Here is a 22,925-nt window from a genome sequence, read left to right on the forward strand (position 1 = left end):
TTAAGGGTTTTTCTTAGCTGCATTTAAACCAATGACCGTCGGGGAATTGGATAAAACCTTTCTTTCCAGCTCAGGAATAACCAGTTCAGCACTTAAGCCAGCAACAACCTTGCTTGAAGAATTAATAACTAGTTTGACTCGGAATGTTCCACTTGCCGGATCCAAGATAGGATCGACATGTATAACCGTAGCTTCGACTTTTTCACCCGCATAGGGACCATCTACCAGTTCAACAAAATATTTATCCTTTGGATGGATCTGGCCAAAGTGCTTTGAATCACAATAAATAACCATCTGAAGCTCAGAGGCATTGACTACCCTGCCCACTGGCTCAAGCCTCTCTACCGATTCACCCACGTTACGCAATTTTTTAAAAAAAATTCCTTCTATGGGCGAACGGATCATTTTTGATTCAAGCCTGTTTTTTGCTCCTTCCAAGAGGGCTGTCGCCTCCTTAAATTTGCCCTGGGCCATCTGCAATTGATACTTGATCTCCTCATATTGTTTTGGGCTAATGACTTCTTCCTTATAAAGATTTTCTATTCTTTTATATTCCATTTGAGCTTTTTCTAATTCCGCTTGGCAAACTGTAACTTCAGCTTCAGCTCTTACCATTTCAGCTCTCTCATCCTCAGTATTTAACTGGGCAATGATATCTCCTTTTTTGACATAAGCCCCTTCTTCAAAAAAAAATTTCTCTAATATTCCTGCAGCTTTAGCACTGATCCTAACATCCTCCACGGGAAGAAGAATTGCTCTATAAGAAGATCTCTCCTCTGAAAAGTTTTCAGTTACTGGGTCAGCCATATTTATACCCAGTAAATTTCCCCCCAGATCGTCCTGAGCCCAAAGGCGACCGATAGAAAAAATAAAAAAAAACACAATTATTCCCTTTTTAAAACTCGTCATGAGCTAGGCTACTTTATAAATATTTTATTAAATTAAAAGACAAGTTGATAAAGTAAACATTCTTTAGCAATCATAATATAGATAAGCCTAAATCTATTTATTTTTTCTTCTATTTGTCTTTATTTTCTTTAAAGTTTTAAGCAATTACCAGAAAAAAACATGGATTTTTAGAAACCGGACTATGTCCCTGAAGGCTATTTCACCTAGAGGTCTAATGCCTACGTAAATTTTGGCTATTCCTCTGAAACCCTTTTTTAATAGTACTGGGTTGATATTCTTTTCTTCCCATGGGATTAGAAAGGAAAATTCATATTTGGCTTTTTCTACTTCCGCTCCATGAACAAATTGGTCAGTAGAATTTAAAAAAAGCCTATAACTTTTTGTCGGATCAGCGAACAATTTAAAGGATATGGGAAGAGGTTTTCTCTTTTTTTCCAAAAGATTAGCCAAATAAATGAGATCCTGTTCTTTCAAAAAACCCTTCACTTTCCAATACCTGGGATCAGCAAGTTGAACAAGGACTTCTCCGATCTGGGTAACTTCTCCTCTACGAGTAGCAAGGTTGTAAGGTCCCATTACCAGTCCATCTATTGGAGCTCGAATAAAAGTATGCTGGTAATCCTTGTACAAACTTTTGAGCATGGCTTGAGATTTCAACGCATTAAGTCGGGCAAGTTGCATCGCGGTTTCCTGTTTTAAGTTTTGTGCTAAGTCCGCTTCAGCCATATTTTTCTTGTAATCTTGTTCGATCTCCTTGATTTTCAGCCGAATATTTGTCGAATCGAGGGTCATTAAAAGTGCTCCTCTTTTTACATAGTCACCGACTTGAACATGGATGGAATCGATCCGAGCGGATACCATGGCGGGCACAGAAATCTCAAAAGAAGGCAGAAGGACAGCATCGGCCTTGATCTTCATCGGCAAGGGAATCAATGCTATAGTTCCAAGAAATAAAATTAAAAGGGCAATGAAAACCAGGGGTTTTCTTAGCTGGAATGGATAAAGCCAGGCTTTCTTTTTAAAATAGACTCGAGCAAAACTTCTGCCTCCAACCAAGCAGATTCTCTGCAAAAGGTTGAAAAGTTCAAGATTTGCTACAATCGGTTCTTGACCTTCCCATGAAAGAAATCCAAATATTCTTTTTTCATCGTCCATCAAAGGGAAGGCAGCAATCCAATTCATGGGAACTGTATTGAAATAATCGATGATCTCCTTGGGCCTTTCTTTTGATCCCCCTTCTCTCATAGCAAAACCAATGCGTAGAGGGCTACGAGAAGTTTCATCTTGAAGTTCTTCCTTTTTGCTGGAGATAATCTTTTCATCCCCAAAAAGAAAGGAAAAAAAAAGAGTTTTGAGTTTCTTATCCCGTTTCGGTTTTCCTACAAAATATTGAGGATTAGCCACTTTAACTAGCGAAACAACCGCTTCTTTAAGTATAAGGGCTTGATTAGCATGCTTTTGAATTTCTACAAGGGAGCTTGCTGCTTTTAATTCAAACTGCTGGAGCTGACTAAAATCCTGGGAGAATAGAAAACTATAGCCTTTGGAATTCAAAGGAACGGCAAAAAGACAACTCCGGTCACATCCAGCCGCCTCTCTAGCGTAGTTGACAAGCAGATGAGCCATTTTATCCCTGTCATGCTCATTCATCGCTAACTCCTCGATGTATTTCACGTAAAGGGCAGAAAGGGTTGAAGAAGAGCTCGAATGAACCGTTATATCTTTTATCCATTGTCCAAGACAACTGGCTACCGCAAAACTGATAGGAGCTAAGCACTGGTACTGGTGTTCAAGAAAATTTTGGTGATTTTCCCCCTTAAACCAGTAATGAATAACTCCCTGAAAATGATCGGCATGGATCAGTGGAAAAAGGAAATGATGTAAAAAATTATGATCCTTGTTATCAAATGGATAAGACCAGACAGCATCATAATCAGGAGAAAGTGGCCATGAAAAATAACAAAATCTTTTCTCAAGAAAAGCCTGCTTAAGCTGTTGGTCTAAAAAATTTCTCTTTTCATGGTTCATTTCCCACGGTAAGGGACCATCACAAGAAGACCAGATTGACCGCCACCCTGATCCTTCTAGCCGGGTTATCTGCATTCCCTGAATGGCTATCTTCAGAGAAAGGTAGTGAAAAACAATAGGAAACAGCTTCTCAAGGCTTCGGATAGAATTCAACAAAAGGGGTAAATTTTCTGCAAACTTATCTGGTGAAAGAGAAAAAAGATTAAAATCAGTTGATTTATTTTCTTTCACTGATTTGAACAAAAGCAAGAAACCTACAATTATCTCTCAAGGAATAGTTCTATCCTTGAAAAGAAGGATTTTTTTCTACTTCGGGTTTTACCAGAATGCCATTCTCGACCAATCGTTGGATAAAAAGATCGATATCTTTCCCCATTTGTTGAGGATCCCCTTCAAAATGCTCAAAAACCCAATTCCTTAGTGCCTTAATATCTCCTTTTAAGGCAACGAGTTTTTCCCACAACACTGCTCCATAGTTATCTAACTTATAATATTGCCAAGTTGTAGGATCAACCATGATGATTTCGTTGTCTATCCGTTCATAACAAATCCAATCAGGAATTTCTACCCTATTTATTTCATTTTCTTCCATAAACTACCTCTTCAGTTTCCCTTTGCCTCGAATAAATACATTTTCTGTCACTATTATCTTTATGCTTATTTTTATCCTGATATTTTCTCATCATCCTTAGGGCTAAAAGCAAGCTTTTACCTTCAGAACGAGAAAAATAAGTTCTTAATTTTTCAACTAACCTTTGATCTCTTAAGATATCGATACAGCTGTCACATATGCTTGAATAGCGCTCTCTTTCTGGGAACAAAACGCCAGGAAAATGATCTTTTAAGATTTTATAGAGTCCAAAAGAACCCGCAAGAGCAATCATTTCTAGAATGGGATCTTCCTTTCCTTCCTTTAAAATTTCATTTAAAGGCCTCTTTTTTGCATCACCTAAAAACAAAGGAGAATGCTCAGGAGCATAATGGGAAGGACCACAACATGCAAATACCCTTCCGTCATATTTGACTACAGGAGCTAAGACAACGCCACATATCCCTTGAGGTGGAGTTTGTTCCCAAAAAAAATCTTCCTCTGGAATAATCTCTGCTCTGCCTAGCTTAATAAGGGGAATTTTTTCGAGCTGGTATTGGATTTCCCCTAAATCCGGTAAAGCTAACTTGTCGAGAGAAAGGGGTGTGACAACACTCCTAATCGTTAAAGGAATTTTTAAGTTCCAAGCGGATTGAGCAACCGCCTTCAATTTCCATTCATTTTTAAAAGCCAAATGATACTGATCCCAGCTTATGCATAATCTATCCAACCCTGCAGCATGAACTTGTTGAATAACCTCAAAGGCATGTCTATCAGACCTGACCCATCCACAACCTGTAACAGCCGTAACACCAAATCCAAGACTCTTGGCTTTAGATATACAGCGAATCAACTTTTCGCTATCCAAAAAGGCTTCGCCTCCCGTAAAACTGATCACAGGGCTAATCCCAACAGCCTGTTCCAAAAGAGCATAAACAAACTGCTCATCTAATTCTCCTTTAGCATCAGGAGAGGACTCCGTAATGCAATGCGCACAACGAAGTGGGCATTTTTTCCTCAGCATTATACCTAAGACCTCATAGTTTATCATAGATTTTTACCGATTGAATGACTGTGAGAGAATCATCTCACAAATTTGAGGTATTTTTTCGATTTTTCCCCTTGGAAGAAATAACCGGTAGGTACGTATTTGGGCTAACCATTGTAAGATTTTTTGAACATGAACCCTTTCATCCAGAACAAAAGCACTATTGAAATAAAGATTACGAAATGCTTTCCCTGGCTCAACCTTTTCAATGAAAGGCTCTTGGTTATCTGTCCAACGCAGAAAAAAAAATAGTCTTAAGAGGTAATATGTGCTTAGAAAAAAGAGTAACAGGCCTACCTATATCCTCCGACTTTCTATAATTACGAAGAAAAGGATGAGCAGGGACAACTAATGGTTCATTCGTTTCTAAAACAAATCCTGTTCTATCATCGGCAACTAAGTTGTATCCTAGCTCTTGAAAAGCAGCAAGTAAAGTTGACTTTCCTCCTCCAGAGGAAGCCATCAGACCTACAGCTTGGGAGTTGACTTCAAATGCCCCTCCGTGAAGAAAAAGGAGTTTTCCGATACACTGTCCAAAAAGGGGTAAAACAAATTGGTAAAAATAGTATTTAAGCTTTTCTTGATCAAAAGATTTGTAGGCAAAAAAAAGTCGATCCGCATCGATAGTAAACAAAAATTTATCTTCGACAACAATTCTTCTCGGGTTAAGAAGATAACTTAATGGTCCACAAGACAATAAAGGCTTTTGTTCCATTTCAGGGATAAATTCAACATAAGAAGAATAAAAAGGGTATCTTCCCCAAATTACTGGTCCAGAAAACGCCAACTCCTCTATTGAACCTTCCAAGCCAATCCCATAGCCTACCGCATTGCTCTTTATTTTTAAAGCCCAATCTCCCATGAAAAACGATCTCTTTTACCAATGATTATCTAAAACTCATTATAGTCCGACGGTAGCTAATGCTGTTGCGGCTAATAATTGAGCTCTGGGATCTGGTATCTGATTTGAAAAAGAACTTAAATTTCCTAAATGGAAAAAACCCGGACTTTTCCACATAAATTTTACTTTTTCTTTAATCTTTTCTTCAAAGATCTCCAAACTTATAATCGGCAGCTGGCTGATGTCTTCCATATCTAATTCCTCCTTTCATGTTTTTTGTTCCTAAATAATCGAAAGAACAGATGTTAAGAGCGGACTGAGCAAATCATTAGTCAATCCTGTCACGACATTCAAAACACTATTGACTCCGCTAAGCAAAGGTTGAAGATCCTTAGCCAAATTCAACTCTCCAATTTGAAGAGTAGCCTGAGGTCCACCAACACCTAGATGTAAAAATATTGGGAACTGATTAGTATTAATGACAGGATCATTTATTTGGGCATGAAACTGAGTAGTTGTCGATGGTTGACCTTGATTAATATTTAAAAGAGAAAAACCATTCCCGGAACTCGCTGCAGATCCAGAAAATTCTTGAACTCCATTCAAATGAAACAAATGATGGGGGATTGCAGCAGCTGCAAAAAGGTGGCGAGATTCAAGTGCTTCGATCTCAAAAAGATATTTTTCTTCATTTAAAAAACCTTTTATCGTATTCATTTTTTTCTTTCCTTTCCTCTGATATAGACACAGGGGGAGGCTTGTAAAGCAAAACATTAGCCTCCCCCCTACTTTAGTTTTTTTATCAATTATCAAACAATCGCTAAGACCGAGCCCAAAAGGCCTGTAACGGTCCCTAGAAGAGGACTTACGATTCCTCCCACCAATCCCGTCACTGGTGTGGTTATTGAGGATAGAGTCGACCCTAGCCCCGATAAACTGGGTTGATTAACATGAAGGGAAAGATCTGCGGGAAGATTCACGTTGATCATATGTTGGCCATTTACTGGATTGTTTAGTTGCAACGAAAGATCCAAAGGCAAGTTTAGATTAACAAGATGATGGGGAACAGCTGCAGCAGCAAAGAGCTGGCGTGATTCTAATTCTTCAATTTCAAATTTAGCAAAATTAATTTCTGTTTGCATGACTTTTACCTCCTTGATTAAGTTTATTTTCATGTCCTTGTATAATCCTCTAAAGATACACAAGGATATTCGAATAGGGTTTATATTAAGATATGATTTCAGTTAATTAAGAAATAAAATTCCTGAAATAAATTATAAAGAATTGCTGATAAAGGATAAGCTTTAAGATCATCTTAATATGTTACAAAATTTAGAAGAAAATGCGGTTTTATTACTGGGAAGAAACAGTGTAGAAGCAAAGCATTGGGGAAAAATAGAAAAGATTTTTTCTTCTAAGTCTTTTAATTGGGAGCTTTTTTATCAACTCTGTTTTGCTCATGGACTTTGGGGTTTTGTATTCAATAACATTAAGGAACGCTTCATTTTACCGAAAGATATTTATATAAGGCTATCTTTACTTTGCCAAAATACTTTAAAAAGAAATCTCTTGCTTCTTGAAGAACAAAAAGAAATTTTAACTCTTTTCAATCAAGAAGGATTGCCGGTTATTCCCCTTAAAGGAACAGATTTTAATACAAGGACCTATGGAAAAAATTTTGAGTTGAAAACCACTACCGATATCGACCTATTGTTACCTCAAAAGGATGTCCACAAGGCGATAGATCTACTTCAAAGAAAACTAAACTATTATACCAAAGCCTCAACACGAAAGATAAAGCAGAAGTCAATTCTTTTCTGGGAGAAGGATATTTCTTTTTACAAGAAAAAAGATCATTTTGATTGCGCGCCTTCAATCTTAGAACTTCATTGGGCATTAGTTTTTAACCCACGGCTTGACTACCGGGCATTAGAGGCCATCTGGAAAGAAAAGATTCTTGAAAAGTGGGAAAACATCCCCGTGTTGAGAATGAGCCCCCAAAACGAGCTGATTTTCCTTTTAGTTCACGGCAGTAAACACCGCTGGGAATGTCTTCGTTATGTTGTCGATGTTCACGAATTCATTTTAAAGTGTTCTTTTAATGACAAGCAATGGGATGAAATCGTCCGCAAAGCTTTTTATTTCCGATGGGAAAGATTTTGCTTCCTTGGGCTTTCGGTTGTCCAAAAACTTTATGAAAGCCCAGTTCCTGAAGAAGTTTTAAAAAAACTCGGGGAAAACTGGGTTAAAAAGGAAGATATTTTTTCTTCCACACTCCCCTTCCCCTACATTCGCCATTTTAGTCTTTTCGAACTGTTTTCTTCTCCCATGCATAAGCTTTTGTTTAGCCTTAAATCGTTAAGGTTTCCTTCCGAAGACCTGGTTCAAAAATTTCCCCTCCCCTCTTTTCTCTCCTTTCTGTACATCCCTCTATCGGCTTTTTTCAGCTCATGGGCTTGGCTTCGCCGAAATTTCTTTTCCCTTTTCCCCTACAAGCTAAAACTCCAATTAAAAAGCATTGAAAAACATCTATCGAATTCACTATAAAGCTTGAGGCCAATGGCAAAATATTCAGAAACAATACAGTTGGCTAAATGTGAGCTTAAATTTTACGTTAAAGATTGGGGATATACCCAGGATGGGTGATGAAGGATAGTTAGCTATTCGTTGGGAAAGCTGAGATTTTATCTCCAGAAAAAGACTAGAAAACAAAGTATAGATTACCTTTTCATTGGGCAAATCTAAGGGTTAAAAAGAACATTCTGTAAACGAGCTTGAGGCAAGCAGCCTATCTTTTTATTAATCTAGGCTCAGCACAAATGACCCTATCTAGGTTTAGCTACCTTCTTTAAGAACCTTCGAGAGTAGCCCTTAACTAACCCGATAAAAAATGAGGGGCTTTAGTAGCGATCACTTTGGGTTATATCCTCCTAAAGGAAGTATTATTTCGTTTCTATTGCAGCTCCGAAGGTAGATGCTTGAGTTGGGCGTTTCCTGGCTAGATCATCTGAAAAAAGAGAAAATCAATGGTGGAGCGGACCAAGCTTTATGGGAAAGAAACCCCAATATTCTGGTTCGTTATTTTTCGAGAACACAAAGATATTGACCGCATTCTGAAGGACCATTGTAGAGAGCCTTCATATCAACAGCATGCCCATATTCTAAAGCAAGTTCGGGAGTAATGTAGATGTCCAGCAACAGAGGAGCAACTTTGTTCTCCATGTGGGTAACTCTTTGGAAAAAAAGCTGTTTATGATCCTTGGAAAAAAAATTTAAGTAGGTAAATAAAATTTTTCCCTTCGCTTTCAAAACGCGCCTGGCTTCCTTAAGCATAATTACCGCTTCTTCCTGGAGAAGATGGGTGAGAACGGAAAAGAAACAAACCAGATCGACCTGCTCATTATCCAGTGGAATTTTAAACTTATCATTATACAAAAAAACAAAGTTTGGCCTTTGACATTTTTGTCTTGCGTAATCCAAGAGCTCAGGCACTATATCGATTCCAATGTATTGTACTTGATCACTTAGCTCAGAACAACACAAAGCATAAGCTAACCTTCCCGACCCACAACCCACATCTAAAAGGCTCATTCCCACCCCAAGCTTTCCACGCGAAATAACTAACCGCAGCAGAATATTACCCATGGTTTGATACTGATCGCTGCCTCCCACGGCTAATGAAGCTGCTTTTTCTTTACCGTAAAGAGAAAACAGCTCTTTGATGTAGCTGGGGTAATCAAGCCTTTTATTCCAACAAAAAGAAGGTGCAGGAATTCTTCCTTCAAAAATTCCAAATTCAATATAATGAATTAGGGGGTTAACCCCACTTTGTGCCACATCTGGATTATTTTCTAAATACCAGGAGGTGTTAAAAGTTCGACAAGGATTTTTCCCCTCTTTCCAACCCACCTCCAAATAATGATCCAAAGGACAAACCCCAAGTCTGAGCACCTCGGGATAGGCATGAATATAAAATTTTACATCGAAGAACCCAAGGCGTAGTATTTTTTCCTTTATCTTCTCCATTTTTAATGAATAGCCTTATAATCCTTTCATTTTAAAAAAGTTTTTCTTCCCCTCAGGCTTCCTTTGGCCAACGGGTTTGGTGTCCAATTCGGCATATAGTCTAAAAGATTGGGATTCCAATAAGGATCACCATTTTCAAAGGCTCCTGCCCATCTTTTCACAAGCAATTTATAATCGTTTTCTTCTGGAATCCCCGCCCGGCTCATGCCTTCGTAATGAATTAGCTTTGCCCGAGCACAAAAGATATTTCTAAGTCCAAGCCGGCGAGCACGCAAACAAAAGTCTACATCATTAAAGGCAACAGGAAGGGATTCATCAAATCCCCCCAAATTTTCAAAAATTGACCTTCTAACCATTAAACAGGCCCCAGTTACCGCGGTACATTCTCTATCCAGCTCTCCTAGCCATTTCTCGGAGATTTCTTGATCCTTATAATATCGTAATATATGTTCGCCCCCAATTAAAGATTGGCTAAAATAAATACCTCCATGCTGAATGGACATGTCTGGATAATAAAGTTTAGCCCCTACCGCTCCCACATCTTCTTTTATAACGTAACTGAGCATGGTCTCAAGCCAACGAGGACTGAGCACCTCGATATCATCATTAAGAAAAAGTAAAATCTCCCCCTGACTTTCTTCCTTTCCCAAGTTGTTTAACCGAGACCAATTATATGGAAAATCCACAGAGATCTTCCGGATGGGGAATCTTTCTAATAGTTGTCTTTTAGGATCATTTTCAGCCAAATAATGGCGATTAACAATTACAAGAAGTTCAAAATGGCTATAGGTTGTCTTTTCAAAAATTGACCTAAAACAGCGTTCTACAACATCTTCTCTTTTGATGATCGTGGGCATGATAATCGAAATTTTAGGACAAAGCTCTTTAGGTAAAAAAAGAAAGTTTTCTTCTTTTTTTATCTCTATTCCCACTCTTTTCCCTGAGCAAAGCACAAAAGGGATATGGGTGACATGACTAGGATCGATACCCATTTCACTAATTAGGGATTGATCGGAAAGTAAACGAGTTAGTTCGAAATCCTTTTTAAGAACTTCTAAAAAGCGATCTTTTCTGACAATCCAAAGCTTTCCAATGTAAGGATACTGTGAAAGTAGAGTTGGAGACCAAGAGGGCTTAAAAAAAATTCTTTTTTGGTTTTTTTCATCAATCTCTAACTCATCACAGTAAATAAGCTCTTCTTCGGGATGTTCATAGACAACCTGAGCAAAAGTATGCAAAGCCCTTGGATCAAGAATATCTCCAGCTGAAAGAATTCCCAACCACCTTCCCTTACAATGCTGGAGGAGAGCAGTTTGAATCGATTCCTTTTGGTCTTCCGAAAAGAAAAGCAATTTGACACGACAAGAGAACTCTTTACCCAAAGCTTGAATAAAACTTTCCTCTGGCTTGCTTTGGCTACAGACAAGAAAAACTTCCCATTCACTATAAACCTGGTTTTTTAAGGATAAAAGGGTCTGGGAAAACAGATCCTCCTTTTCCTCTTGATGACAAGGGATATCCCATAAAAAAAGAAAGGAGAACAAAGGCTTTGGCCACCAGTTTTTTTCTATCTTTAGGAAACGATATCGTTCATGTTCTAACCATTTGTTATTCTCAAGCCAATTTTGAGAAATATGATCGAGGTTGTAGATCTGTATTTTTTTTGCAATGCAACTATTTTCTTCTTCGGTCTCAATATAAAATCGAAGATCATGCTCGCCGTTTTCAAAAACTTGAGCATTGATTTTAAGACAAAATCCACTTTTATCCGCATCTCTGTATTCAGGATAGGCTGCCGCAACATCTGGCCTAGAAAAACCAAAAAGGAGATAATCAACGTTCTGATCATCGATTGTGCAGTTGAGCTTTTTTATCCCCTTTTTAGCAATTACCCAACCCTTTATTAACCCCAAGCCACTAAAACAAGGAATCTTACCATTATCTGTAGGAGGACTGTCGACATGCAGTTTAATGCTGTCTCCGGTGGAGGTGAGGAAAGAATCTCCGACTCCAATACTGCTATTATGATGGAATTGAACTTGATGAAAAATTCTTTTTTTGAAGCGCCGCAGTTCCCTTTCGATTTTCCTTAGCACTTTAAAAAAAAAAGTTCTTTGTTTGATTTTCCATATTTAACTTGCTTTAAAAGGAGAATACCCCACGCTGTTTTTTTCCCCATTCTTGATCGGCTAGATTATTAATAGCTTTTTTAAAAAAGTAAAATAAAATAACTAAAAAAGTTTAGTGGAACATCAAAGGGCACAGATCAAAGAGGAGGCAAACAATCATAAAATTGCTTCAGTTCGCAACGGCCTATCACCTCACTTTATAACAAACAGGTTCATTCTTCATTAAATCAAAATAAATAGAATTTAACATTCTTTTTTTATTTTATGTTTTGGGCTGCAAACATTAAAGCAGAAAACAGAAAAAAACTAATCAGCTATGACTATTAAAAAACCAACAAAATATAAAGATCAAAACTAAAGAAGGGTTTAATTTTACTTTCCTAGGAGGGTTATAAGTCCCTGAAGCAGTTCCAAGGGTGTTGGAGGACAACCGTAAATCCAGACATCTACAGGAATAAGAGCAGAGATTCCACCTCTTACCACTGCGTAACTTTGGCCGAAAACACCACATCCTGCAGCACAATCGCCTACTGCAACCACCCATCTAGGATAGGGCATGCAGTCGTATGTCCTTTTAAGGGCTTCGGCCATATTTTTTGTCAGTGGCCCTGTTACCAGAAGCAGGTCGGCATGCCTTGGAGAAGCAACAAATCGAATACCAAACCTCTCAAGGTCATAAATGGGATTGTTCAGGGCATGAATCTCTAATTCACATCCATTACATGATCCCGCATCAACTTCTCTTATGGCTAGGCTTCTACCCAGTTTTCTTTTGCAAATTCCTTGTAGTTCTTTTCCAAGCTTAATCTTTTCAGCAAAACCGCTATCTACAAAATTTTCAGTCGCTACTTTTGGGAACAAATTTTTAAAAAAACACCTTTTCATCGTTTCTCCTAGAGGTCATGTCCAGAATAAGAACAGTTAAAAGACTTGTTACAAAGAGGGAAATCAGCCACTATGGCCCCACTGATTACCTCTTCAAGAAGAGGCCATTGGAACCAGGATGGATCCCTTGGATGACAGCGGCTGATTTTTTTCTTATCGATTTCAACCCAAATGAGTAGATCTCCCCTAAAACTTTCCACAACCGCTAGTCCTTTGCCGCTTTCCCTATCACTCCCATCTTGATAGAGGGATCCCAGTGGCAAACCTTCTAAAATCTGCTCCAAAAGCTTAATACTCTGTTCTATTTCAAGGATCCGGATCCATACCCTCGCATTGACATCGCCATCTTCAAGAACCGGAACATCAAAAGAAAGTTGGTCATAGGGGCAATAAGGGAAAAATTTGCGTACATCGAAATGTCTTCCCGAAGCCCTCCCTATAAAGCCGCCCGCTGCAAAAAGTTTTGCCGCTTCCTTGCTAAGAATTCCTGTTCCTACCATTCTATCTTGCAACGAATTTTTTGAATCGTAAAAATCCTTTAAACAGCTGATCTCCTCTCTTATCTCTTTGATGAGTTCTTGAATTGCTTTAGCTCCTTCAGCTTGTAAATCCTCTTTTACTCCTCCCGGAACAATCCTATCCATCATGAGCCTATGTCCAAAACAACACTGAGCAGACCGCAGGATCTTTTCCCTCAATATAGCACAGCGACTCAAAATCCTTGGGAAAGCCGCATCATTGCAGATTGCACCTATATCACCAAAATGGTTAGCCATCCTTTCCAGCTCAGCCATAAGCGCTCTTAACCATGAAGCCCTTGGGGGTGGGACTATTCCCAAGGCTTCTTCGGCAGCCAGCGCGTAACCGTAAGCATAAGCTACCGTTGAGTCTCCCGAAATTCTTCCTGCAATCTCGGCTCCCCTCTCAATAGGTTGGTCCAAAAAAAGACTCTCAATCCCCTTGTGGGTGTAACCTAGCCTTTCTTCCATGCGGACAACGATTTCTCCGGCCATAGTAAACCGAAAATGCCCCGGTTCAATGATCCCAGCATGAACAGGTCCAACAGGGATCTGGTGAAGACTTTCTCCTTTTGTAGGGAAAAATATATAAGGTTTTTCTTCTGCGGAAGGATGCACATCTCCTAGGGGAAAACGCACCGACCATTTTCCATGATCTAACCAAGGTCGGTTATCAAATGAGCCTTCCGCTTTCAACCCAAAAAGATCATAGGCTGCACGTTCAAGCCTTATCGCGGCTGGATAGGCTTTTGCAATCGAAGGGAATTTAGCTTCTGGACACTTTAATTCAAAAACATGAATTTTTGGTTCCATTTCATCGAGTAGGGCCACATCTATTTTTTGAGGAGATCCCCAAAGTCCAAAAAGAGAGTATTTTGTTTTCATGGGCTCCCCGCATAGAGCTACCCACTGCTCTTCGTTAATCTCGTTAAAGGACCAAAATTTTTCCTTCTCTATAGGTTCAATTAATGTCCTCTCTAAAGAAGAAGGATCAAAAATTAGCCGTTTTTTCATAAAATCATTTAAGAAGAAATGCACAATGCTTAAACCATTCCACAACTGCAGGGGGCACATATACACCCGCAATAAAAACAAGAAGAAAATGGCTAAACATTGGCAAATACAAAGAATGAAGAGGGGTGAGATCTCCTTTGGGCTCACCGAAACTCACTTTAACCACTTTAAGGATTAGCGCTCCTAAAGCGCTAATCAAGCCAATAGCAAGCAGGGCAGCAAGCAAGGGAGCCTTTGCAAAAGCTGAACTTAAAACCAAAAATTCACTCATAAAGACCCCCATAGGAGGGAGGCCTGCTATTGCGATCACACCAATGAGCAGTCCCCATCCAAGAACAGGATGGCTTGAAGTCAGCCCAGCTAAATCAGCTACTTTCTGAGTTCTTTTAATCTGAGCAATATAACCAATAGCAAAAAAGATCGCTGACTTGGTCAAACTATGCATGCTCATGTGGAGCAAGCCCGCAAAATTAGCCAGAGTCCCACCAATACCAAAAGCAAAAGCAATAATTCCCATATGCTCGATCGACGAATAGGCAAAAAGCCGTTTAATGTCTCTTCTTTGGTAGAGCATCAGTGCAGCAAACAGTACAGAAGCAAGCCCCATGGCAACGAGAAGCGGACCAGTTTCAATAGCATGGGGATTGGCTGAAAGCAGAATTTTAAACCTAAGTACCGCATAAAGGGCAACATTAAGAAGTAAGCCCGAAAGGACAGCAGATATGGGAGTAGGTCCCTCGGCATGGGCATCCGGTAACCAGGCATGAAGGGGAAAGAGCCCTACTTTGGTCCCGTAGCCTAAGAGAATAAATATAAAACCGATATTAACCAAGGCCGAGTCAAGGTTTGCTGCATGAGAAAGTAGGTTTGTCCATGCCATTGCTGAAAGTCCTTCACCAATCGCGGCCCGTGCAGAAATGTAAAAAAGAAAAGTCCCAAACAGGGCTAACGCAATACCCACACCCCCAAGGATAAAATATTTCCACGAAGCCTCTAAGGATTCTGTTGTTCGGTAAATACCCACCATCAGCACTGTAGAAAGGGTGGCCATTTCAATCGATACCCACATTAGTCCAATATTGTTGGAACAAAGGGCAAGGTTCATACCAAAAAGCAATGTCTGGTACATACTATGGTAGAATCTCAAGGAGGCTGCAGATATATGGCCAATCTCTATTTCATGGCCGATATATCTCTGGCTAAAAAGAGCAGTCGTAAAGCCGATAAAATTGGTCAAAAGAATAAAGACAATGTTGAGTTCATCGATCAAGAAAAATGATCCCGGTTCAGGTTTTTTAAGAAGCAACAAAATTGAACTTGCAAAAGAAAGAAAAGAAAACAAGGAGTTGAGCAGGCTAGAAAGCCTATAACTAGAAATTAAGGAAAGAAGAAATATTCCCAAGAAAGGAAACAAAAGAATACCCATATTGCTCATTGCCGTTCTCCCCCCGATTTTTCAAGACCTCGAATATCCACGACATCAAACCGTTCTCTTATCCTAAAAAGGAATATGCCTACGACGATAAGAGCGATCAGGACCGAAAAAGCCACACTGATTTCGACGACCAATGGCATTCCTTTGGCCCCTACCGCCGCAAGAATTAAGCCATTTTCCATTGACATGAACCCCACTACCTGGCTAATCGCATTACGCCTGCTCACCATCATGAGAAGCCCAATTAAGATCACCGCTAAGGCAAACGATAGATCTTCCCGTGTCATGGGATCGGTTGATCCACTGGCCTTCATCATGACCGTGACCGAAAGGGCTGTAAGCATCATGGCTATAATTACAGAAGATCCCGTGCCCACCACCGTTTCGATCTTCCTGTGAATGCCCAGCTTAATAATGAGCCATCTTAAAGAAAGGGGAATGGTGATAGCTTTGAAAAAAAGAGCTATCAATGCCGTAGCATAGAGATGGGGAGCATGTTGAATAAAACCTTGCCAAGCCGCTGCCGCCGCAAGAACAAGAGCATGAAGTATGTAGACATTCAACAGGCTAAACATCCTGTCCTGGTAAAGAAGGATAAAACTCACCAGAAGCATTGATCCTGCCAGCATATGAGCGATATCGAAATTAAGATTAGGGTTCATAAGCTTCGTGAAACAAAAAGCAATATGGTAGCCAAAAGAGCGATCATAAAGGCGGCTCCCAGAAAGCTAGGAATTTTAAACAGGCGCATCTTTGCCACAAGGGTTTCAAAAAAAGCAAGGATTAGGGCAGCTGCTCCTATTTTTGCCAAGTAAATACAGAGTGCCATCAAAAGACTAGCTATTCCTTTATCCGGAGAGGTCATCCCAAAGGGGAAGAAGACCGTTATGATTAGAGATAAATAAAGGAGAAGCTTCAGATGGCTTGCAGCTTCTAAAAGGGCAAGATATTTAGCTGAATATTCAAGAATCATGGCCTCGTGAACCATGGTTAATTCCAAGTGCGTTGAGGGATTATCAATAGGAATTCTTCCATTTTCAGCTATAGCAACAAGGATCAAGGAAGCGAGGGCTAACCATAAAGAAACCCTAAGTCCAACCTGCCCGGACATCATGAAATGAGATATGGCGGACAGATCAGTCGATCTGGCTAAAAGCGAAAGGGTAAAAATAATCATGATCATCGCCGGTTCGGCAAGAGAACTTATAAAAGACTCCCGACTCGAGCCAAGACCTCCAAAACTTGTCCCCGGATCCATAGCCGCAAGAGAAAGCAAAAACCGAGCCGTACCAAGTAGAGCGATAATAGTGATCAAATCCGCTGCTCTTCCAAACAAAAGGTCAGAAGAAAATGTGGGGACAAGGCTAATGGCAACCAAGCTCAACGAAAAAACGCCATAAGGCACTGCTTTAAAAAGCCAGGAAGCGTTTTCTGGCAAAGTAGACTCTTTACGGAAAAGTTTCAAAAGATCCCGGTAAGGTTGAAAGAGCGGAGGCCCTTTTTTCATCAGCAACCTAGATCTTGTCTTTGAGGCGATGCCCACGATAAGAGGGGCGATGAGGATTACAAGAGCTATGTGTAAAATCTGGTAAAAGAAATTTTTCATAGCATGACTGTCAGTAAAGCTAGAAGAATGACCAGGGTCAAAAATACAAGGACCAGATATCTTCTTACGGTAAGAAATTGCAAAACATTGATCTTTATACTGAACCTATTAACAGCTATCGCCACAGGCAAAAAGAGATACTCCCAAACCAAGTCATGAAGCCTGACATACATGCGTGCTGCCCGAGGAAGCCAGGGAGAGTAAGAAACCACTTTTTCTCTTAGTGCAAAAAACGAAGGCCCAAACACTTTACGGATCGGTTGTGCATAACTACCCGCCGTATATTGACAGGAAGGGCTATTCTCTGGATACCCACAATCCCAAATTGGAGTTTTTCGTATATAAGGGGAAGCCTTCCCCAAAATCATAACGAGGACGAAAAGAAAAAAACCCCCAAGCAGTAGAATCAAAAAGGTCCCATTATAAGCATTACGATCAATGTTCAACGACAAAGGTTCATAAAAAGGTTTCCCAGAAAGGCTAAAATAAACTCCTCCCGCCAGTGCCTCGACAGCCGACCCTAACAGGTGCAGAACAGGAGCGGGGAATATACCGAACAAAAGACAAAGAAAGGCAACAAAATACATTGCGCCCACAGAACACCAGTCCGACTCACAAGCGGCCATCGCACTCATCGAACGAGGTCGGCCTAAAAAAGTAATTCCATATACTTTTATGAAACAACTGGCAGCCAAGGCCGCTGATAAAGCAAGAAAAGCCCCAACGGCAGGGACAAGGAATTTCAACCCCCATGAGGGAAGTTGAGGACTTAAAAGGATGGATTGCAGAAGCAACCATTCAGAAACAAACCCATTTAAAGGCGGAAGAGCCGAGATGGCAATGCTACCAATTAAAAAAGCTAAAGCGGTATGAGGCATTTTCGCAATAAGTCCCCCTAGTTTTTCCATATCCCTCCAACCTGTTGAAGACTGGATTGCTCCGGAACCAAGAAAGAGAAGGTTTTTAAAAAGAGAATGGTTAAGGACATGGAAAAGGGCAGCAGTCAAAGAAAGAGCGGAGGCAACAACCATTCCATGAGTCTTAAAAGCCATAGCCAAACCAATGCCAACAAAAATAATGCCTATGTTTTCAATAGTATGATAGGCTAGGAGCTTTTTTAAGTCATGTTGCATGAGGGCATAAAGAACACCCGATACCGTGGAAATTCCAGAGATAATAAGAATAAGATAACTCCACCATTTCTGCTGGGTTCTCAGTAGATCAAAAACGATTCTTAAAAATCCGTAAACGGCCACTTTAGTCATCACTCCACTCATCAGTGCCGATACGTGGCTTGGAGCTGCAGGATGTGCCCTAGGAAGCCAGACATGCAAAGGAACTAGCCCCGCTTTTGATCCTGCACCAAAGAGGGCTAAGGCAAAAACAAGTGAAGAAGTCTTTTCGGATAGAACAGCCTTTGTCATCTGCTCAAAACTATAAGATCCCGATTGGGCTGCGATCAGACTCATGGAAAAGAGAAGGGCAAATGTTCCTAAAACAGCCATGAGCAGATAAATAAAACCCGCCTCAGGGGTCTCTTTTTCTTTGTGTGAAGACATAACCAAAGCCCAAGAAGATAAAGACATCAGTTCCCAGAAGAAAAGAAAACCAAACATATCCGATGCCAAAAGCACCATGTTCATCGATCCTAAGAAAAGGATGTAAAAAGGAAGTATTCTTTGTTGCTCTGGAAAATGTGAACCATATCCAAGACCATAAATGGAGGAAACAAAACTCGCTAGGTTTACGACCAACATAAAAAAAGCGCTCAAAGAATCGATTCTAAAATGAGCTCCTGTTCCAGGAAGTCCCAGTGGAAAAGCAGCGGATTGACTTGGTTGACCGGAGAGAAGAAAAAATAGAGAAAAAAGCAAAGAAAGCCCAGCATAAAGACTGCTAAGAAGATAAATGGCCTTATAGTTTTTTTTCGCAAAAAAGATGAATAAAATATAAAATAGAAAAAATAATAGCAATCCTTTGAGGAGATACTCTTTCATTTTTAAGAAGAGAAAAGAAAAAAAGATCAACAACTGCTATAGGATAGCTGTTTAGCAAAAACAAAATGCACAAACATTCCAGAGAAGATATCTAATAAAAGAGCTAAGTTTCTCATTTAATGAAATTTTTTATAGATTAAATCAATTATATAAGATTTGCAATATAAAAAATAAAAATAATGAGATAGTTATTTCGAATATATAAAAGCTAATAATAAAATTATAGTATTAACTATATAAAATCCCCGATTCCTTTTATAATTAGACTCTATCTCGAAATATAAATGTGATAAAGGTAAAAATAGATTAAATTATTTTTATTGTATAATCATTATTTTTTTGTTTTTAAATTATTCTAATGTCATATAAAAAAATTTTGCTGGCCAATTAAGTTCAAGTTTTATTATTTCAATGTATAAAAAAGTTTATTGCTGGGTTAGGGACAAAGATCAGCAACTTTTCCATCAACTAGGACAATGGGCAGAAAAAACATTTTCGACTATTCTGGTCGATATCCGAAAACTGGGCTCTAAAGGTTCCTTTCCTGTTCCCCGCCCCCTTGAATACGATGGCCTTCTGCTAACCGGAGGGGAAGACATTTCAAAAGAATACTTAGAAAAATATGGTAAAAGTCGGGTAGAAAATGCAGACTTAATCCAATCACCCTGTATCGACCGAGACCAGTGGGAATTTAATATACTCGAACAAACTCTTAAAAACGGCAAACCCGTGCTGGGGATCTGTAGGGGAATACAGCTCCTCAATACCTTTCTTGGAGGAACTCTTCATTTAGATATCCCTGGCCACAACGAACCTGAACAGCATGACCATAACATTCAGCAGCTCGAATTCGAAGATGTTCCTTCGGTGCGTTTTCCCTTGGTCAACAGTTCCCATCATCAAGCCATAGATAGAGTGGCTGAAGGGCTTCGCGTAGAAGCTCGAGCAAAAAAAGATGGGATCATCGAACAGGTAAGACTAAAGGCCTATCCTTTTTGTATTGGTGTCCAGTACCATCCGGAAAGAGATTTAACTCATTATGAATCCCTTTTTCATGCTTTCTTTTCCTCACTTTAATTTCTTAAATTGAAAGCAACTGTTGATTATGAGGGAATAGAAAGAAAAACTGATTTTCTCTTTTGCCCCCCCTCTTTTTGGCTAAGGGAGGATACTGCTTTCTTAGTTTCTCAACACAGAATATCTTGGCAATAACTTTGGAGAGGCTAGCGGCAAGCGACTCCATAAATAGGGCAAATCGCACCTCTATCTTTTCCTATCCTTTTTACTTCATCAGGCTATACTTCTTAGATAAAAAAACCAACGATTAGCATTATTCCATAAAAGGATAATCGGTATAGCCTTTTTCTCCACCTCCATAAAAGGTTGAAGGATCGGGTTCATTAAGGGAAGCTCCTCTACGGAACCTTTCTGGCAGATCAGGATTAGCGATAAAAAGCCGACCAAAGGCGATCGCATCAGCAATTCCCGAAGCAATTGCCCTCTCTGCCATCTGGGCGGTGTATCCACTGCAAAAGGTAAGAACATAAGGAAAAGTTTTACGAAATGCCTTTTTCTCTTCATCCGTTAGGGACTGTCCACCTGCCCAATTGGGTTCGACAATGTGAAGATAAGCTATGTCCCTTTTTCCTAGTTCTGAAGCCACATAGAGACAACTTTCTAAACTTCCCTCCACAGTCATGTCCGCAAAAACTCCTTTAGGAGATAGCCGTACCCCAACTTTATTCCTACCCACCGCTGCACAAACTGCATCAACCACTTCTAAAACAAATCTGGCTCTGTTCTCGATACTTCCTCCATAGAGATCTTTCCTCTGATTTGCACGAATATCAAGAAACTGATTAGGGAGATAACCATTAGCACTATGGATTTCGACTAAGTCAAAACCGGCTCTTATTGCCCTTTTTGCAGCAGCCGCATATTCATTTACAATCCGTTTGATCTCTTCTATTGACAGTTCCCTAGGAGTATCAGGATCTACCTGAGCAGCGGTACCATTTGGCAAGACAACAAAACATTTTGTATTTTGAGCTCGTACCGCAGAGGGCCCAACGGGAGGCTTACCTCCCTCTTGAAGAAGATGATGGGAAACCCTACCCACGTGCCAGAGTTGAAGAACCATCTTTCCTCCCGCTTCATGAACGGCTCTGACTACTCGACGCCAACCTTCCTCTTGAGCTTCAGTATAAATCCCTGGAGTCCATGCATATCCCTGGCCTTCTTTGCTAATCTGTGTAGCTTCACTGATGATAAGTCCAGCGGATGCTCGCTGTGCATAATATTTAGCCATCAGTTCTGTGGGTACATCACCGGGTTGGCCCGCACGACAGCGTGTCATCGGAGCCATCCATATCCGATTAGCCGTTTTTATTTCACCGACAACCAGAGGAGTAAAGAGATGTTTTAACATAGACATGTAATCCACTTTTTTAGTTGTTATTTGTTTAAGCTAGAAGAGAAGAAGGAGATTCAGTAAAGAATATAATCTGACTCCCAATTTTTCATAAAATATTATATCCAGTAAGAACAATCTAATCAATTTTCAATCTCTTTGATCGAGGGATTCTAACGCATAAAATATCGGCAATAGAAACTTCTTTCTCCTTCCAGTCGTTTTATTCATTACATTTCATGAATATTCTAGAGAATCCTTGGTTTTTTATTTCTTTATGGATGGGAGGAGCTTTTTCGGCAGCGTTGCTCGCCCTGAGATTTAAATTCCCTGTAGCTATTGCCGAAATTCTCGTAGGAGCGGGCCTAAGTCATTTTCTAGATCTTTCTAATCCCACCGAATGGATGAATTTTTTGTCTAAGCTCGGAGCCACGATGTTATGCTTTATTGCCGGAACGGAGATTGAACCCGAGTTTTTCAAACAAACATGGAAAAAAAGTCTTCTTTCAGGGATCTTTTCTTTTTTTCTCCCTTTCTTTGCCATTTCGTTATTCACCCATGTTTTCTTTCACTGGCCCCTAGCTCGGTCTATCATTGCCGGTATAGCCTTAGGTACTACCTCAATCGCTATCGTCTATACCTCGCTTCTAGAAAGAGGAATAGAAAATTCTTCTTTGGGCAAAACCCTTTTGTCGAGCTGTTTTATTACTGATTTTGGATCAGTCCTTACTTTAGGACTTTTTTTCACGCACTGGAGTTTTTTTTCTCTGCTCTTTGGTCTTTTAGCGCTCATCATATTATGGTTTTTCCCCAAATCTCTTCGTTCTCTGCTTTCTTTTCTAAAGAAAAGCCCAGTTAGCGAACCTGAAATAAAATTTATTTTCTTCATGCTCACTTTCCTTGGATTTTTAGCATCCATGGCTAAGACCGAACCTGTCCTTCCCGCTTTTATTTTAGGGATTCTTGCTGCCAACGCTTTTTCTCAAGAACAACTTCTTCGCCGAAGACTAAGAGCTGTAGCTTACAGTATTCTTACCCCTTTTTTCTTCATGAAAAGTGGTTTTCATATCTCTTTTCACATGCTCCTTATTGGTTTTATACCTATATTGCTCCTTACCCTAGTCAAAACGAGTTTCAAAATTTTTGGAGTTTTCCCCTACTTGCTCCTTGAAAAACACCCCATTAAAGAAAGTCTTTACGGTTCACTTTTAACCAGTGGGGGTTTAACATTTGGGTTGATTGCTGCCCATTACGGGATTCAAACCAAAATCCTGGATAGAGAAACCTATTCTTTAATTACCTTGGCTACCCTTTTCAGCACACTTATTCCGGTTTATCTTGCAGGGATTATACTTCCCAGGCACGAAATTTTAAAAGAGAAAGAAAAAGAAGTTGTTCTTAAAAAAGAACTCGGAGAATACGAAGAAGAAGGCTAAAGAAGGGGATTCTTTTGACATCCTCCCCGGCCTGAAGGCTGGAGATTCCTACGG

At 39.8% G+C, this 22,925-nt stretch carries 20 protein-coding genes; 3 read left to right on the forward strand and 17 right to left on the reverse strand.

Annotation, left to right across the window (positions count from 1 at the left end):
• From IT6_RS03850 to IT6_RS03885, 8 genes are all read right to left on the reverse strand, one after another.
• Complete coding sequence (locus tag IT6_RS03850; RefSeq protein WP_242524321.1) at window positions 1-882, reverse strand: efflux RND transporter periplasmic adaptor subunit; 882 nt, start codon at window positions 880-882, stop codon at window positions 1-3.
• 171 nt (window positions 883-1,053) lie between these two features.
• Window positions 1,054-3,168 carry an efflux RND transporter periplasmic adaptor subunit gene (locus tag IT6_RS03855; protein WP_206827971.1) on the reverse strand — a complete coding sequence of 705 codons (2,115 nt, stop codon included), beginning with the start codon at window positions 3,166-3,168 and terminating at the stop codon, window positions 1,054-1,056.
• A gap of 49 nt (window positions 3,169-3,217) precedes the next feature.
• The gene (locus IT6_RS03860; protein WP_206827972.1) at window positions 3,218-3,529 is read right to left on the reverse strand and encodes a PqqD family protein; all 312 of its coding nucleotides are present in this window, start codon (window positions 3,527-3,529) and stop codon (window positions 3,218-3,220) included.
• Window positions 3,516-4,577, reverse strand: a complete 1,062-nt coding sequence (locus IT6_RS03865) for a radical SAM protein (RefSeq protein ID WP_206827975.1) — start codon at window positions 4,575-4,577, stop codon at window positions 3,516-3,518. Before IT6_RS03865 ends, IT6_RS03860 begins: the two co-directional genes overlap by 14 nt.
• A 220-nt stretch (window positions 4,578-4,797) precedes the next feature.
• Window positions 4,798-5,436: a phosphoenolpyruvate carboxykinase (ATP) gene (locus tag IT6_RS03870; protein WP_206827977.1), complete on the reverse strand. Its 639-nt coding sequence runs from the start codon at window positions 5,434-5,436 to the stop codon at window positions 4,798-4,800.
• A 39-nt stretch (window positions 5,437-5,475) separates the two neighbouring features.
• Window positions 5,476-5,667, reverse strand: coding sequence for a hypothetical protein (locus IT6_RS03875; RefSeq protein ID WP_206827979.1), 192 nt, complete (start codon window positions 5,665-5,667; stop codon window positions 5,476-5,478).
• Between the two features lie 30 nt (window positions 5,668-5,697).
• A complete protein-coding gene (locus tag IT6_RS03880) occupies window positions 5,698-6,132 on the reverse strand; it encodes a hypothetical protein (RefSeq protein ID WP_206827981.1) in 435 nt (144 codons plus the stop codon).
• 92 nt (window positions 6,133-6,224) lie between these two features.
• The gene (locus IT6_RS03885) at window positions 6,225-6,590 is read right to left on the reverse strand and encodes a hypothetical protein (protein WP_242524322.1); all 366 of its coding nucleotides are present in this window, start codon (window positions 6,588-6,590) and stop codon (window positions 6,225-6,227) included.
• 145 nt (window positions 6,591-6,735) lie between these two features.
• Here IT6_RS03885 and IT6_RS03890 point away from each other — a divergent pair, with 145 nt between their 5' ends.
• Window positions 6,736-7,962, forward strand: coding sequence for a nucleotidyltransferase domain-containing protein (locus IT6_RS03890; protein WP_206827983.1), 1,227 nt, complete (start codon window positions 6,736-6,738; stop codon window positions 7,960-7,962).
• A gap of 531 nt (window positions 7,963-8,493) precedes the next feature.
• Here the strand turns inward: IT6_RS03890 and IT6_RS03895 are convergent.
• From IT6_RS03895 to hyfB, 8 genes are all read right to left on the reverse strand, one after another.
• Window positions 8,494-9,441 (reverse strand): class I SAM-dependent methyltransferase, encoded by a 948-nt coding sequence (locus IT6_RS03895; protein WP_206827985.1) that lies wholly within the window; start codon window positions 9,439-9,441, stop codon window positions 8,494-8,496.
• A gap of 26 nt (window positions 9,442-9,467) precedes the next feature.
• Entirely contained in the window at window positions 9,468-11,537 is a 2,070-nt protein-coding gene (locus tag IT6_RS03900) for a glycosyltransferase (RefSeq protein WP_206827995.1), read from the reverse strand.
• Window positions 11,538-11,942: 405 nt separating this feature from the next.
• Window positions 11,943-12,455, reverse strand: coding sequence for an NADH-quinone oxidoreductase subunit B family protein (locus tag IT6_RS03905; protein ID WP_206827997.1), 513 nt, complete (start codon window positions 12,453-12,455; stop codon window positions 11,943-11,945).
• An 8-nt stretch (window positions 12,456-12,463) separates the two neighbouring features.
• Window positions 12,464-13,987 carry a hydrogenase large subunit gene (locus IT6_RS03910; protein ID WP_242524323.1) on the reverse strand — a complete coding sequence of 508 codons (1,524 nt, stop codon included), beginning with the start codon at window positions 13,985-13,987 and terminating at the stop codon, window positions 12,464-12,466.
• Between the two features lie 4 nt (window positions 13,988-13,991).
• Window positions 13,992-15,413 (reverse strand): hydrogenase 4 subunit F, encoded by a 1,422-nt coding sequence (locus IT6_RS03915; protein ID WP_242524324.1) that lies wholly within the window; start codon window positions 15,411-15,413, stop codon window positions 13,992-13,994.
• A 5-nt stretch (window positions 15,414-15,418) separates the two neighbouring features.
• On the reverse strand, window positions 15,419-16,084 hold the full coding sequence (locus tag IT6_RS03920; protein WP_134440677.1) for a hydrogenase-4 component E: 666 nt from the start codon (window positions 16,082-16,084) through the stop codon (window positions 15,419-15,421).
• Window positions 16,081-17,028 carry a respiratory chain complex I subunit 1 family protein gene (locus tag IT6_RS03925; protein WP_206828003.1) on the reverse strand — a complete coding sequence of 316 codons (948 nt, stop codon included), beginning with the start codon at window positions 17,026-17,028 and terminating at the stop codon, window positions 16,081-16,083. Before IT6_RS03925 ends, IT6_RS03920 begins: the two co-directional genes overlap by 4 nt.
• Entirely contained in the window at window positions 17,025-19,025 is a 2,001-nt protein-coding gene (gene hyfB / locus IT6_RS03930) for a hydrogenase 4 subunit B (protein ID WP_206828006.1), read from the reverse strand. Before hyfB ends, IT6_RS03925 begins: the two co-directional genes overlap by 4 nt.
• Window positions 19,026-19,436: 411 nt before the next feature.
• Here hyfB and IT6_RS03935 point away from each other — a divergent pair, with 411 nt between their 5' ends.
• Entirely contained in the window at window positions 19,437-20,102 is a 666-nt protein-coding gene (locus IT6_RS03935) for a gamma-glutamyl-gamma-aminobutyrate hydrolase family protein (protein WP_206828008.1), read from the forward strand.
• 253 nt (window positions 20,103-20,355) lie between these two features.
• Here the strand turns inward: IT6_RS03935 and IT6_RS03940 are convergent, their stop codons facing one another.
• Window positions 20,356-21,453, reverse strand: coding sequence for an alkene reductase (locus IT6_RS03940; protein ID WP_390881587.1), 1,098 nt, complete (start codon window positions 21,451-21,453; stop codon window positions 20,356-20,358).
• 221 nt (window positions 21,454-21,674) lie between these two features.
• Between IT6_RS03940 and IT6_RS03945 the strand changes: the two genes are divergently transcribed.
• Window positions 21,675-22,871, forward strand: coding sequence for a cation:proton antiporter (locus IT6_RS03945; RefSeq protein WP_206828012.1), 1,197 nt, complete (start codon window positions 21,675-21,677; stop codon window positions 22,869-22,871).
• Window positions 22,872-22,925: the final 54 nt, after the last annotated feature.

This window comes from Methylacidiphilum caldifontis (genome assembly GCF_017310505.1).
Lineage (GTDB): Bacteria > Verrucomicrobiota > Verrucomicrobiia > Methylacidiphilales > Methylacidiphilaceae > Methylacidiphilum > Methylacidiphilum caldifontis.